The sequence below is a fragment of the Microbacterium radiodurans genome, from assembly GCF_008710705.1.
Classification (GTDB): domain Bacteria; phylum Actinomycetota; class Actinomycetes; order Actinomycetales; family Microbacteriaceae; genus Microbacterium; species Microbacterium radiodurans.
Genome location: NZ_VYRZ01000002.1, coordinates 104,639 through 117,315, shown reverse-complemented (window position 1 = coordinate 117,315; position 12,677 = coordinate 104,639). Strand labels below are relative to the sequence as shown.

The window sequence follows — 12,677 nt, the reverse complement described above, 5'->3', positions numbered from 1 at the left end:
GGAGGGTGAATCCGTCGCGGACAGAGATCCGGCGCACGCGATCGTTGGGAATCCTCCTCGCGATCGTGTGCGCCGGATTCGTCGTCGCCGCGATCGGCGCCCTGCTCGTCTTCGTGCTGGTCGACGGCGAGCTCCCCTGGGCCGCTGTCGCCGTCTTCGCACTGACGGCGCTCGCGACGGTGGTCACGGTCTGGCTCGCCGGGTGGCATCTGCTCGCGCCCGCCGATCAGCCGACGCCGGCTCAGGACGCCTCCGACGTGGCGATCGAGGCTCAGCGGCGCCTCCTCGACGATGTGCGCCACGAGCTCAAGACCCCGATCGCGATCGTCCGCGGACATCTCGAACTGATGGATGCCGCCGACCCCGACGACGTGGCGACGGTACGCGAGATCAGCACGTCCGAACTCGATCGGATGACGCGCCTGATCGGCGACATCGATCTGCTCGCGTCGGTGGAGGGCGACCGATTCCTCACCGACGACGTGGACCTCGACGCCCTGACGCAGCGGATCGCCGATCTCGTGACGATGATTCCGGGCCACGAATGGGCGGTCGAGCCCGCCGAGCAGACGCTCATCCCGGGAGACCGCGATCGCCTCCTGCAGGCGTGGCTGCAGCTGGCCGACAACGCCGCGAAGCACACCCCCCAGGGCACGGCGATCGAGCTCGGCAGCAGCCTCTACGCGGGGGCCGCCCAGCTCTGGGTCCGGGACCACGGACCCGGCATCCCGCCGGCATCTCGCCACCGGATCTTCCGCCGTTTCGACCGCGGCGGACGGCGTCGCTCGGCGGGCGGGTCGGGCCTCGGCCTCGCGATCGTGGACGCGATCGCGAAGGGGCACGGCGGCCGGTGCACCGTGTCGGACACGCCGGGTGGCGGGGCCACCTTCACGATCGAGATACCGCTCCGCTCGACCGCGCGCCTGCCGGCGCCGGTCCGAGCCGATGACGTTGTGACGCAGCGAAAGGAGATCGGATGACGCGGGTACTCCTCGTCGACGACGAACCCCACATCATCACGCTCCTCGAACGCGCACTGCGCGCCGAAGGGCTCGAGCCCGTCGCGTGCGAGGACGGCGAGAGCGCGCTCGAGACGCTCGCCGATGGCGACATCGACCTCGTGCTCCTCGACGTCGGGCTCCCGGGGATCGACGGGTTCGAGGTGCTCCACCGCATCCGTCGCTCCGGCTCGCTGGTCCCCGTCGTCATGCTGACCGCCCGCACGGCGACGCAGGACACCGTGGACGCCCTCGACGGCGGTGCGAGCGACTATGTGCCGAAGCCGTTCGTGGTGGCGGAGCTGATGGCTCGCGTGAGATCGCGTCTGCGCGAGAGCCCGGGGCCCACCACTCAGCTGAGCCGAGGCGGGGTGAGTCTCGACATGCTGGCACGCCGGGCGACGGTGAACGGGCGCGACGTGGACCTCTCGGCGCGCGAGTTCGCCCTCGCGGAGCAGTTCCTGCGTCACCCCGGCGAGGTGCTGAGCCGAGAGGTTCTCCTCAAGCGGGTCTGGGAGCTCGACTTCGATCCCGGGTCGAACGTCGTCGACGTGTACGTCCGGTACCTCCGCGGGAAGGTCGGCGCTGCGCGAATAGTAACGGTCCGGGGCGAGGGCTACCGCTGGGAGTGAGCCCCCGCCCCGCACGCCAGAAGGACTCGGACGTCAGCTGAGCTCGCCGGCCTCCAGCAGGTCGGTCACGAGAGCGGCGATCGCGGAACGCTCCGAGCGCGTCAGGGTCACGTGTCCGAAAAGTCCGTGGCCCTTCAGCGTCTCGATGACCGAGGCGACGCCGTCGTGCCGCCCGACCCGGAGGTTGTCGCGCTGACCCACGTCGTGGGTGAGCACGACGCGCGAGTTCTGCCCGATCCGGCTGAGGACCGTCAGGAGAACGTTCCGCTCGAGCGACTGCGCCTCGTCGACGATCACGAAGGCGTCGTGCAGAGAGCGTCCGCGGATGTGCGTGAGCGGCAGCACCTCGAGGATGCCGCGCGCGATGACCTCCTCGACGACGTTGCCCGAGACGACCGATCCCAGCGTGTCGAAGATGGCCTGGCCCCAGGGGTTCATCTTCTCCTGAGCGTCGCCCGGAAGGTACCCGAGCTCCTGACCGCCCACGGCGAACAGCGGCCGGAAGACGATGATCTTCTTCTGCTGCTGGCGCTCGAGCACCGATTCGAGCGCCGCGCACAGGGCGAGCGCCGACTTGCCGGTGCCGGCCCGTCCGCCGAGCGAGACGATCCCGACCTCCGGGTCGAGGAGCAGGTCGATCGCGATGCGCTGTTCGGCCGAACGGCCGTGCAGACCGAAGACGTCGCGATCGCCGCGGACGAGCCGGAACCCCTCTCCGCCGGTAGCGCGTCCGAGCGCCGAGCCCCGCTCGGAGTGGATGACGAGGCCGGTGTTGACCGGCACGCCGCGCAGCTGCTCGCTGGTGCCGACCTCGGTCTCGTACAGATCGCTCATCTCGTCGCCCGAGAGCGCGAGAGAGGTGGTGCCGGTCCAGCCGGAGTCGACGGCCTGCTCGGCGAGGTACTCCTCGGCGGTGATGCCGAGCGACGCCGCCTTCACCCGCATCGGGAGGTCCTTCGACACGACCGTGACCGGCTGCCCCTCCTGTGCGAGGTGCATCGCGACCGCCAGGATGCGGGTGTCGTTGTCGCCCAGCCGCATCCCCGCCGGGAGCACGGAGGGATCGGTGTTCGTGAGCTCGACGCGGAGCGTCCCGCCCTCGCCGACCTCGACCGGGAAGTCGAGTCGCCCGTGCTCGACGCGGAGATCGTCGAGGTGGCGGAGCGCCTGCCGTGCGAAGTAGCCGATCTCGGGGTCGTGCCGCTTGCCCTCGAGCTCGGTCACCACCACGACCGGGATGACGACGGAGTGCTCCGCGAAACGGAACATCGCCCGCGGGTCGCTCAGCAGAACAGAGGTGTCGAGGACGTAGGTGCGCAGGTCCTGATCGGACGCCCCCGCATCCCGGTGCATGACACGACGCTGACTGTCGGTGATTCGTGCGGCCACAACCCACTCCCCGCCCCCGGGTGTGTCACCCGGATCTTCACGAGTCGACCGTTGGGTCACGGATCGTGATCGGCCGACCCGAACGGGCACCGTGCCCGTTGCGATGACAGTACGACCGTCACGCGTCGCCCGCGGCACGCGACACGCCCGGATATGTTGCGGGCTGATGAACGGTCGGTGAGGCGCGCTCAGCCGCCGAAGCGGCGGTGGCGCGAACCGTAGTCGCGGATCGCACGCAGGAAGTCGACCTCGCGGAGGTCGGGTCCCAGCGCCTCGACGAAGTAGAACTCACTGTGCGCCGACTGCCAGAGCAGGAAGTCGCTCAGTCGCTGCTCGCCGGAAGTGCGGATCACGAGGTCGGGGTCGGCCTGACCGACGGTGTAGAGGTGCTCGCCGATCTGCTCGGGCGTCAGGCTCTCGGCCAGCTCCTCCATCGACCCGCCGCGCTCGTGGTGCGCCGTGATGATGCTGCGCACCGCGTCGACGATCTCGCCGCGGCCGCCGTAGCCGACCGCGAGGTTGACGTGCAGGCCCGGGTTGTCGCGCGTGCGGTCCTGCGCTGTGCTGAGGACTCGCGCGAGATCGGGGGGCAGCTGGGCGGCTCGGCCGACGTGCTGGACGCGCCAGCCGGGCTCTTTCGAGAGCTCTTCGGCGAGCTCTGCGATGATCTCGATGAGGTCGGCGAGCTCGCCCGAGTCCCGTTTGGCGAGGTTGTCGTGCGAGAGCAGGTAGAGCGAGACCACCTGGATGCCGAGCTCATCGCACCAGCGCAGGAACTCGTGCATCTTCGCGGCTCCGGCTCGGTGCCCCTCCGCGGGCGTGGGGTAGCCGGCCAGGCGCGCCCAGCGCCGGTTGCCGTCGATCATCATCGCGACGTGGTGCGGGACGGTCTCGGGGGTCAGGTGACGACGCAGCCGCGACGCGTACAGGCGGTAGAGGGGGCCCCGCCCCTGATTCGAACCCACAGGCCTACGCTACCCCCAGCTCTCATGTGACCCGCGGCATGCACGAGAGCGTACGCTCGTTGTGTGACACGACCCTCTGTCGACGACGGCGCCGAGATGCCGCAGCTTCCGCTCCTGGACGCCGCAGCGGTGAGCGCGCAGGTCGAGCTCCGTCCGTCGTGGCGCGGCTGGATCCACGCGGCCACCTTCCCCGTCGCGATCGCCGCCGGCGTCGTGCTGATCGTCCTCGCGGAGGGCACACCGGCCAAGTGGGCCAGCGCCGTCTTCATGGCGACGTCGCTCCTGCTCTTCGGCAACTCGGCCCTCTACCACCGGTTCGACTGGAAACCGCGCACGAAGGCGATCCTGAAGCGGATCGATCACGCGAACATCCTGCTCCTCATCGCCGGCACCTACACGCCGCTGGCCGTCCTGGCGCTCCCGACCGACCAGACGGTCCTGCTGCTGTCGCTGGTGTGGGGCGGAGCGATCGCCGGCATCGTCTTCCGCGTGTTCTGGATCAATGCGCCCCGCTGGCTGTACGTCGCGCTCTACCTCGCCCTGGGCTGGGCTGCGGTCATGTACATCGTGCCGCTGTTCGAGGCGAACGCCGCCATGATGATCCTCGTCATCGTCGGCGGCCTGCTCTACTCGGGCGGCGCGGTCGTCTACGCCCTCAAGCGACCGAACCCGTGGCCGGGCCATTTCGGCTTCCACGAGATCTTCCACGTCTGCACGGTGCTCGCCTTCCTGTGCCACTGGACCGCGAGCCTGCTCATCGCCCTCGACCCGGCCTACCACGGCGGCTGACCGGGGTCGCCGGCCGCCTCAGCGCGGGACGCTGCCGCCGTCCGGGCGATCGACGTCGCGCCCGTCGGCGCCGGCGGCATCCGCCTCCTCGGCGTCCAGCTGCTCGCGGATCTCGGAGCGGTAGCGGCCGCGCCGGACGCGCCGCAGCATATCGAGAAGGAGCAGCACGACGGCGACCGCCAGCAGTGCGATCGCGGCGAAGCCCCAGGGCCCGGGTGTGACGGACGTCGGATTGACCGTGATCTCGGGGATCGGAGTCGCCGCCGACGTGAGCCACAGTAGGGAGTGCATTGATTCCTCGATCCGCGCCCGGAGCGCTTAGCCTGGAGCTACCAGCCTAATCCGCCCCGCACCTTCCGGAGACCGTCGCCATGTCCGTGCAGTCCGTCCAAGACAAGCTCGACGAGCGGTACGGGCGACGTCGCGGGGGCGCCTCGCGACGAGGCGCGATCATCGGAAGCGCCATCGTCGGCACGGCGATCGCGGCCCTCGTCACCTGGACGGCGCTCGCGGGCGCGGGGGCATCCGTCGACGCCGATGCGACCGGGTTCAGCATCGACGACGACGGCCACCACGCCACCGTCTCGTTCACGGTCGGCGGCGCGCGCGGCCAGGACGTCGCCTGCGCGCTCGAGGCGCAGGACACCGAGCACGGCGTCGTCGGATGGCGCATCGTCGAGTACCCCGCGAACGACGAACTCACCCGCAGCTTCACGGAGTCGATCCCCACGACCGCGGAGGCGACCGTCGGTTTGGTCGCGTCCTGCTGGATCCCGTAGTCTGGCAGTTCTCTCGCGCCCCGGCTGCTGCCGGGGCGTTCGACATAGGCGGCCGGGGGGCCGCCATCAGTTCAAGGAGACAGCATGTCGAACGACGCCCCCGTCACCTTCCTCACCCAGGACGCCTACGACCGCCTCGTCGCGGAGCTGGAGCACCTGTCGACCACGGGACGTGAGGAGATCGCGAAGCGCATCGAAGCGGCGCGCGAGGAGGGCGACCTCAAGGAGAACGGCGGGTACCACGCCGCGAAGGACGAGCAGGGCAAGCAGGAGGCGCGCATCCGCACGCTGCAGCAGCTGCTGAAGGACGCCACCGTCGGCGAAGCACCCGAGTCGGACGGAACAGTGCTGTCGGGCACGGTCGTGACGGCCGTCGTCGCCGGCGGCGACGAGGTCTTCCTCCTCGGCAGCCGCGAGATCGCTTCGGGCTCCGAGCTCGACGTCTACAGCGAAGCCTCTCCCCTCGGCGCAGCGATCCTCGGCCTGAAGGAAGGCGACAAGACCTCGTACACCGCGCCGAACGGACGCGACATCCCCGTCGAGATCGTCAAGGTCGAGACCTACTCGGGGCAGTGACCCCTCGCGCCGGCGGTCAGTCCCGGACGACCGTCGGCGCGAACCCCGCCTCTTCGAGCAGCGCGATCACCTGCGCGCCGTGCTCGACACCTCGCGTCTCGACGCTCAGCTGAAGCACGACCTCGCTGATCTGGAGCCCCTGCCCGTGCCGGGTGTGCAGCACCTCGGTCACGTTGGCGCCGGCGGCCGACAGCAGCTCCGACACGCGCGCGAGCTGTCCCGGACGGTCGGGCAGCGGGATCTGCAGGGTCATGTAGCGACCGGATGCCGCGAGCCCGTGCGCGACGACGCGCTGCAGCAGCAGCGGGTCGATGTTGCCTCCCGAGAGGATCGCGACGGTGGGCCCGCTCGCCCGCACCTTGCCCGCCAGAATCGCCGCGACTCCGACGGCGCCGGCCGGCTCGACGACCTGCTTCGCACGCTCGAGGAGCACGAGCAGGGCGCGGGCGATGTCGTCGTCGGTCACCGTCACGACCTCGTCCACGAGCTCGCGGATCACGGCGAACGGCGCATCGCCCGGTCGCGCCACGGCGATGCCGTCGGCGATGGTCGGCGTGGTCGCGACCGCGACAGGCTCCCCCGCCGCGAGGGAGGCCGGATAGGCAGCCGAATTCTCGGCCTGGACCCCGATCACCCGCACGGTCCGCCCCGCGGCGGCCGCGCGCGCCTTGACGGCGGCTGCGGCTCCCGCGACGAGCCCGCCGCCCCCGATCCCGACGAGCATCGTCTCGATGTCGGGTATCTGGTCGTAGACCTCGAGACCGAGCGTGCCCTGCCCGGTGATGACATCGGCGTGATCGAACGGATGGATCAGCACGGCACCCGTGCGCTCGGCGAACTCCGCCGCCAGGCGCAGGGGCGTCTCGACCGTCGCGCCCTCGAGGATGACGTCGGCCCCGTAGCCGCGGGTCGCGAGGAGCTTGGGCACCGGCACCCCGAGGGGCATGAAGATGGTGGCCGAGATGCCGAGTTTCTGGGCCGCGAGGGCGACGCCCTGCGCGTGATTGCCGGCGGAGGCCGCCACGACGCCGCGTGAGCGCTCCTCGGCGGTCAGCCGCGACAGACGGTAGGTGGCGCCGCGGATCTTGAACGAGCCGGTGCGCTGGAGGTTCTCGAGCTTGAGATGCACGGGCACGCCGAGGACGTCCGAGAGGTGCTCGGAGTACTCCATCGGGGTGCGCGTCGCGACACCCTCGAGAACGGCCGCGGCATCTGCCAGCTCGGCGAGGGTAGGTCCCGTCACGTTCGCGTGCTCCTGTCTCGGGGAACGGTGCTCCAGATCGCCTCGCCGGGCCTCAGCCCGACACCGGTCTCCCAGGAGCGGCGGGAGACGTAGAGCACGACGACGTTGACGAACGCGGCGAGCGGCACGGCGAACAGCGCACCGGGGATGCCGGCGATCATGGCGCCGCCGGCGACGACGATGACCACGGCGAGCGGGTGGACCTTGACCGCCGATCCCATGAGGAGCGGTTGGAGGATGTGCCCCTCCAGCTGCTGCACGCCGAGGACGATCACGAGCATCCACAGAGCGATCCACGGGCCGTTGTAGACGAGCGCCAGGAAGACGGCCAGAGCGCCGGTGACCACGGCCCCGACGAACGGGATGAACGCGCCGAGGAAGACGAGCACGGCGATCGGAGCCGCGAGGGGCACGCCGAGCAGGAGCGCGCCGAGACCGATACCGGTCGCGTCGATCGTGGCGACGAGGAGCTGCGTCCGCGCGTAGGTCACGACCGTGCGCCAGCCGGTGCGCCCGGCGCCGTCGACCGCGGGTCGGGCGGCGCGCGGGAACAGTCGCGTCACCCAGCGCCAGATGCCCCCGCCGTCGGCGAGGATGCAGAGCAGGATGAACAGCACGAGCAGCGCACCGGTCGCGACGTGGCCGACGGTCGAGCCGATCGCGAGCGCGCCGGTCCACAGGAGAGACGCCTGCTGCTCGAGGAACTCCCAGCCCTGCCGGAGGAGCCCGTCGATCTGCTCGGAGGTCAGGTGGAGCGGCCCGTCGATGAGGTACTGACGCAGCTGCCGCACCGCCTCGACCGTCCTCCCCTGGACGGACGCCCACTGCTGGCTGATCTGCCAGATCGCGAGCCAGAGGAGCCCGGTGATCACGGCGATCGTCGCCAGGACGCTGATGACGATCGCGGCCCAGCGCGGCACGCGGTGCGCGAGCAGCCAGGTGAAGCCCGGCCAGAGGAGTGCGGCGATGAGGATGGCGATGAGAAGCGGGATGACGAGGAGCTTCAACTGGATGACGATCCAGATCGCGACCCCCACCGCGGCCGCCACGACGAGGAAGCGCCACGCGTATGCCGTGGCGAGCCGCAGCCCGCGCGGCACGCTCGTCGAGGTTTCGGACGCGACCGTGCGGATGCGCAGGGCGTCGAAGAACGACCGCCCTGGTTTCTCGTCGCTCATCGGGCCAGTCTAGAACTCACGGAACGGCGGTCCGTTCTCAGAATTGGACGCGCGGAGGCTCGGCGATGGCGGTGCCGCCTTCGACCTCGAAGAACTCCCGCTCGGTGAAACCGAGGCTTCGCGCGAAAAGGTTGTTCGGGAAGACCTTGATCTTCGTGTTCAGCTCCCGCACGCCGCCGTTGTAGAAGCGTCGCGACGCCTGGATCTTGTCCTCCGTGTCGACGATCGCCTGCTGGAGCTGGAGGAAGTTCTGGCTCGCCTGGAGCTGGGGGTAGCCCTCGGCCACCGCGAAGAGCGACTTCAGGGCCTGCTGCACGTGCCCTTCCGCGATGCCGGCTTCGGCCGGACCGTTCGCCGAAAGCGTCTCGGCCCGAGCGCGGGTGACATTCTCGAAGACGGCCTTCTCGTGGGCGGCGTAGCCTCGCACCGTGTCGATGAGATTCGGCAGTAGATCGGCTCGACGCTTGAGCTGGACGGTGATGTCGCTCCACGCCTCGTCGACGCGGACGTTCAGCGCCACGAGCGAGTTGTACGTCGCCCACAGGTAGATGCCCACGGCCGCCGCAACGACGACGACGGCGATGACCGGGATCAGCCAATCCATAGAAGCCCCCTCTATTCCATCGACCATCCTAAACAAGCCGCACGGACGAACCTGGGTGCGGTCACGGATACGCAGGCCTTACCCGGGCAGCGGCGGGTGATGACGGCCCGATACGAGTGCCCCCGCTGGGACTCGAACCCAGACTGAAGCGATTTTAAGTCGCCTGCCTCTGCCATTGGGCTACGGGGGCCCAGAGTCCCACGTTACCGCCGCGCACGAGGACGCCCCCGCACCGGAAGAGTGCGGGGGCGTCCTCGTGCACGCAGTGGTCAGCTGTTCGCCGAGACCTTGTTGTCCTTCTCGGCGGGAGCGACGGCCTGCGCACCCTCGTCCTTGGCCACGCTCTTCGGGTCGATCGCCGGCTGGGGGTTCGCCTCTTCGGGCTTCGACGGCCGCGGACGCGCGGCGAACTCCTCGAAGGTGGCCCGCGGCGTGAGCGTCGCCTCCATCGAGACGTTGTCGCGTCCGAGCCAGAAGTTCATCCACCAGTCGCCCACGACGCGCCACTTGCGCTCCCACGACGGCATCGCGAGACCGTGGTAGCCGCGGTGCGCCACCCAGGCGAGGAATCCCTTGATGGCGATCTTGCCGGACTGGAAGACGCCGCTGCCGAGTCCGAGACCGGCCACCGCGCCGAGGTTCTTGTGGTAGTACTCGCGAGGCGACTCGCCCCGCAGCACCGCAACGAGGTTCTTCGCGAGGAGCTTCGCCTGACGCACCGCGTGCTGGGCGTTGGGCACGCAGTACCCGCCCACGCCGCCGCCCGTGAGGTCCGGGACGGCCGAGACGTCACCGGCTGCCCAGGCACCCTCGACGAATTCCTCGGGCGTGCCCACGCGCAGGTCGGCGCGGGTGCGGATACGACCGCGCTCCTCCACCGGCAGGTCTCCGCCGCGGACGACCGTCGGGTTCGCCATGACGCCCGCGGTCCAGATGATCAGGTCGGTCGGGATGACCTCGCCCGTCGACAGCGCGACGTTCCCGCCCTCGGCGCCCTGGACCTGCGTGTCGAGGTGCACGTTGGCGCCCCTCTTCGCGAGGCTCTTGAGCACCCACTGGCTGGTCTCGAGCGAGACCTCGGGCATGATGCGGCCCATCGCCTCGATGAGGTGGAAGTGCGTGTCCTCGAAGCGGAGCTGCGGGTAGTCCTTCAGGAGAGCGGACGCCATCGCACGGAGTTCGGCGAACACCTCGATGCCCGCGAACCCGCCGCCGACGACGACGACGGTGAGCAGGCGGTCGCGCTCGGGACCGGCGGGCAGGTTGGCCGCACGGTCGAAGTTCGTGAGGATGCGGTCGCGGATCGCCATCGCCTCCTCGACCGTCTTCAGGCCGATCGCGTTGTCGGCGATGCCCGGGATCGGGAAGGTGCGCGAGACCGCGCCGGCCGTCACCACGATCTGGTCGTAGTGGTGCTCCCACGGCTCGCCGTCGGCGGGCGTGATGGTCGCGACCTTGTTCGCGTGGTCGATCTTCGTGACCTTCGCCACGACGACGTTCGTGCGCTTCAGGTGGCGGCGCAGGCCCACGACGACGTGGCGACCCTCGATCTGACCGGCGGCGACCTCGGGGAGGAAGGGCTGGTAGGTCATGTACGGCAACGGGTCGACGATCGTCACCTCGGCCTCGCCCTTACGGAGGTGCTTCTCGAGCTTCCACGCGGTGTAGAAGCCCGCATACCCTCCACCGACGACGAGAATTCTGGGCACGGAAGTGGACACGTTCGGATTAACTCCTTGATCAGGGGCTCGACTAGCGCGACGCGCGGGCCGATCGGATGCGCCGGACAGCAGCGGTGACGCCGAGCGCCACCAGTATAGCGGCCAGCGAGAATCCCAGGAGCGGGACGGTCCCGTAGACGAGCGTGTCGACGGTCGGGAGCAGCGGAGGTCCCGGATCCGACCGCGCGTCGGCGGCGGGGAGCTCCGGCAGCACCACGGGTGTCGCGCTGGGGACCGGCGCCGGCTCCTGCTCGGCGCGACGGTAGATGCGGATCCACTCGGCCAGGTCGCCCATCGGGTTCGCCGAGACGGCCGGGACGTTCGCGGTGACCGCGGCACCGGCATCCAGCAGGCCGTATCCGTACAGCGGGTCGGGTGTGCTGCTGACGCCGGGCACCGGCCGAGCCGTGCGGATGATGCGGTTGATGACGTTCGCGGCATCCATCCCCGGATGGGCGGAGCGCACGAGCGCGGCGACGCCCGCGACGATGGGTGCCGCGCCGCTCGTTCCATCCCAGACGACGATCCGTCCGTCGGGCGAGACGCCGAGCAGCTCCTCGCTCGGGGCCGAGATGCCGATCGTGATGCCCTGCGTCGAGGCCTCCTGGCTGGCGGTTCCGGTGCGGTCGACCCCGCCCACGGTCAGGACGCCGGGGATCGTCGCCGGCGCGCCGACGCGGTCGGTGCCGGTGCCCCGGTTCCCCGCGGCGACGACCACGACGACGTCGTGGTCGTAGGCGTACATGAAGGCGTCGTCCCACGACGGATCCCACTCGAGCAGGTTGGTCGTGAACGAGAGGTTGATGACGTCGGCACCCTGATCGACCGCCCACACCATCGCCTCGGCGACCTGCGTCGTGAACGGGATGGCGGAGTTCTCGCCGAAACCGATCGAGAGCGAGAGCAGCTGCGCCTCGGGGGCGACGCCGATCATCCCCGCGTCGGGACCGGTGCCGCGACTCGCCGCGAGCGACCCGACCCAGGTGCCGTGGTTCTTGTCGGCGTCGCCGCCGACCGGAGTGCGCCCGTCCGCGCTCCCGACCCCCGAGAAGTCGGCGCCGGCCTTCACCGCCCCGCTGAACTCGGCGGGGCCCTGGGCGATGCCGGTGTCGATGACGGCGATCGTCGTGCCGGCGCCGCGCGTGGTCTCCCAGGCCGACCGGATGCCGTAATCGTCGAGCCAGTATTCGGCTGCCCGCGCGGGGTCTGGCGGTGGAACGGTCGCGCCCGCCGTCGTCAGAGCGATGACGATCGCGACGACCGCGAGCCGCGCGAGCCGAGACCTCATCCGCCTGCTCCGGGTGTCACGCAGACGCACCGCGCCGGCGACCACGACGACCGCTCGAGAGCGACGTCGCCGATCGGATTCACCCCTGGGCCGGCCGCGAGCGCGTGCGCGGCCACGGCGTGGAGGCACTTCACGCGCGTCGGCATTCCACCGGCGGAGATGCCGGCGATCTCGCCGGGTTCGCCGTACGCGGCGCGATCGGCGAGGTAGCGCTCGTGCGCCTCGCGGTAGCCCGCGGCGATGTCCTCGTCCTCGAGAAGAGCCTCGATCTCCTTCATGACGTGCGTCGCCTCGAGCTCCGACATCGCTGCCGTTGCTCCCGGGTGGGTCAGGTAGTAGAACGTCGGGAACGGACTGCCGTCGGGCAGCCGCGGCTCGGTGGCGACGACGGTCGGGTTGCCGCACACGCATCGCGCGGCGATGCCGACGACGCCGCGCATCGGTCGCCCGAGCTGCTCGCGCATGACCACGAGGTCGACGTCGGTCGCGGGCGTCAGAGTGGCGGCAGTCACGCT

The 12,677-nt window shown here is 70.3% G+C and carries 14 protein-coding genes and 1 tRNA gene; 5 read left to right on the top strand and 10 right to left on the bottom strand.

The genetic code is table 11. From position 1 onward, the window contains the following. Positions 1-5 precede the first annotated feature (5 nt). Positions 6-980, top strand: a complete 975-nt coding sequence (locus F6B42_RS06340) for a sensor histidine kinase (RefSeq protein ID WP_150418799.1) — start codon at positions 6-8, stop codon at positions 978-980. Beyond that, on the top strand, positions 977-1,630 hold the full coding sequence (locus F6B42_RS06335; protein WP_150418798.1) for a response regulator transcription factor: 654 nt from the start codon (positions 977-979) through the stop codon (positions 1,628-1,630). Before F6B42_RS06340 ends, F6B42_RS06335 begins: the two co-directional genes overlap by 4 nt. Before the next feature lie 33 nt (positions 1,631-1,663). Here the strand turns inward: F6B42_RS06335 and F6B42_RS06330 are convergent, their stop codons facing one another. Together F6B42_RS06330 and F6B42_RS06325 are read right to left on the bottom strand one after the other, a co-directional pair. Next, positions 1,664-2,983: a PhoH family protein gene (locus tag F6B42_RS06330; RefSeq protein WP_150419536.1), complete on the bottom strand. Its 1,320-nt coding sequence runs from the start codon at positions 2,981-2,983 to the stop codon at positions 1,664-1,666. A gap of 224 nt (positions 2,984-3,207) precedes the next feature. Beyond that, positions 3,208-3,984, bottom strand: a complete 777-nt coding sequence (locus tag F6B42_RS06325; RefSeq protein WP_150418797.1) for an isoprenyl transferase — start codon at positions 3,982-3,984, stop codon at positions 3,208-3,210. A gap of 96 nt (positions 3,985-4,080) precedes the next feature. Here F6B42_RS06325 and trhA point away from each other — a divergent pair, with 96 nt between their 5' ends. After that, the gene (gene trhA, locus F6B42_RS06320; protein WP_150419535.1) at positions 4,081-4,773 is read left to right on the top strand and encodes a PAQR family membrane homeostasis protein TrhA; all 693 of its coding nucleotides are present in this window, start codon (positions 4,081-4,083) and stop codon (positions 4,771-4,773) included. A gap of 18 nt (positions 4,774-4,791) precedes the next feature. Here trhA and F6B42_RS06315 read toward each other — a convergent pair whose 3' ends face one another. Beyond that, complete coding sequence (locus tag F6B42_RS06315) at positions 4,792-5,064, bottom strand: hypothetical protein (RefSeq protein ID WP_150418796.1); 273 nt, start codon at positions 5,062-5,064, stop codon at positions 4,792-4,794. 80 nt (positions 5,065-5,144) lie between these two features. On the opposite strand from F6B42_RS06315, the gene F6B42_RS06310 reads away from it, so the two are divergent. Both F6B42_RS06310 and greA read left to right on the top strand, forming a co-directional pair. After that, positions 5,145-5,552 carry a DUF4307 domain-containing protein gene (locus F6B42_RS06310; RefSeq protein ID WP_150418795.1) on the top strand — a complete coding sequence of 136 codons (408 nt, stop codon included), beginning with the start codon at positions 5,145-5,147 and terminating at the stop codon, positions 5,550-5,552. An 84-nt stretch (positions 5,553-5,636) separates the two neighbouring features. Further along, a complete protein-coding gene (gene greA, locus F6B42_RS06305) occupies positions 5,637-6,128 on the top strand; it encodes a transcription elongation factor GreA (protein WP_150418794.1) in 492 nt (163 codons plus the stop codon). 16 nt (positions 6,129-6,144) lie between these two features. Here greA and ilvA read toward each other — a convergent pair whose 3' ends face one another. From ilvA to F6B42_RS06270, 7 genes are all read right to left on the bottom strand, one after another. After that, positions 6,145-7,371, bottom strand: coding sequence for a threonine ammonia-lyase (ilvA, locus tag F6B42_RS06300; protein WP_150418793.1), 1,227 nt, complete (start codon positions 7,369-7,371; stop codon positions 6,145-6,147). Then, complete coding sequence (locus F6B42_RS06295; protein WP_150418792.1) at positions 7,368-8,549, bottom strand: AI-2E family transporter; 1,182 nt, start codon at positions 8,547-8,549, stop codon at positions 7,368-7,370. Before F6B42_RS06295 ends, ilvA begins: the two co-directional genes overlap by 4 nt. Positions 8,550-8,586: 37 nt before the next feature. Then, positions 8,587-9,153: a LemA family protein gene (locus tag F6B42_RS06290; protein WP_150418791.1), complete on the bottom strand. Its 567-nt coding sequence runs from the start codon at positions 9,151-9,153 to the stop codon at positions 8,587-8,589. 117 nt (positions 9,154-9,270) lie between these two features. Further along, positions 9,271-9,343, bottom strand: a tRNA-Leu gene (locus F6B42_RS06285). 79 nt (positions 9,344-9,422) lie between these two features. Next, a complete protein-coding gene (locus F6B42_RS06280) occupies positions 9,423-10,862 on the bottom strand; it encodes an NAD(P)/FAD-dependent oxidoreductase (protein WP_150418790.1) in 1,440 nt (479 codons plus the stop codon). 43 nt (positions 10,863-10,905) lie between these two features. After that, positions 10,906-12,162: a S8 family serine peptidase gene (locus F6B42_RS06275; protein WP_150418789.1), complete on the bottom strand. Its 1,257-nt coding sequence runs from the start codon at positions 12,160-12,162 to the stop codon at positions 10,906-10,908. Further along, positions 12,159-12,626 carry a DUF501 domain-containing protein gene (locus tag F6B42_RS06270; RefSeq protein ID WP_150419534.1) on the bottom strand — a complete coding sequence of 156 codons (468 nt, stop codon included), beginning with the start codon at positions 12,624-12,626 and terminating at the stop codon, positions 12,159-12,161. The genes F6B42_RS06275 and F6B42_RS06270 overlap by 4 nt, the downstream gene beginning before the upstream one ends. Between the last annotated feature and the right edge of the window lie 51 nt (positions 12,627-12,677).

Excerpts from the sequence above, each read along its gene's own strand:
- trhA (WP_150419535.1), top strand. The coding sequence starts at position 4,081 with ATGCCGCAGCTTCCGCTCCTGGACGCCGCAGCGGTGAGCGCGCAGGTC.
- F6B42_RS06310 (WP_150418795.1), top strand. The coding sequence starts at position 5,145 with ATGTCCGTGCAGTCCGTCCAAGACAAGCTCGACGAGCGGTACGGGCGA.
- F6B42_RS06275 (WP_150418789.1), bottom strand. The coding sequence starts at position 12,162 with ATGAGGTCTCGGCTCGCGCGGCTCGCGGTCGTCGCGATCGTCATCGCT.
- F6B42_RS06335 (WP_150418798.1), top strand. The coding sequence starts at position 977 with ATGACGCGGGTACTCCTCGTCGACGACGAACCCCACATCATCACGCTC.
- greA (WP_150418794.1), top strand. The coding sequence starts at position 5,637 with ATGTCGAACGACGCCCCCGTCACCTTCCTCACCCAGGACGCCTACGAC.
- F6B42_RS06290 (WP_150418791.1), bottom strand. The coding sequence starts at position 9,153 with ATGGATTGGCTGATCCCGGTCATCGCCGTCGTCGTCGTTGCGGCGGCC.
- F6B42_RS06330 (WP_150419536.1), bottom strand. The coding sequence starts at position 2,983 with ATGCACCGGGATGCGGGGGCGTCCGATCAGGACCTGCGCACCTACGTC.
- F6B42_RS06295 (WP_150418792.1), bottom strand. The coding sequence starts at position 8,549 with ATGAGCGACGAGAAACCAGGGCGGTCGTTCTTCGACGCCCTGCGCATC.
- F6B42_RS06270 (WP_150419534.1), bottom strand. The coding sequence starts at position 12,626 with ATGCGCGAGCAGCTCGGGCGACCGATGCGCGGCGTCGTCGGCATCGCC.
- F6B42_RS06315 (WP_150418796.1), bottom strand. The coding sequence starts at position 5,064 with ATGCACTCCCTACTGTGGCTCACGTCGGCGGCGACTCCGATCCCCGAG.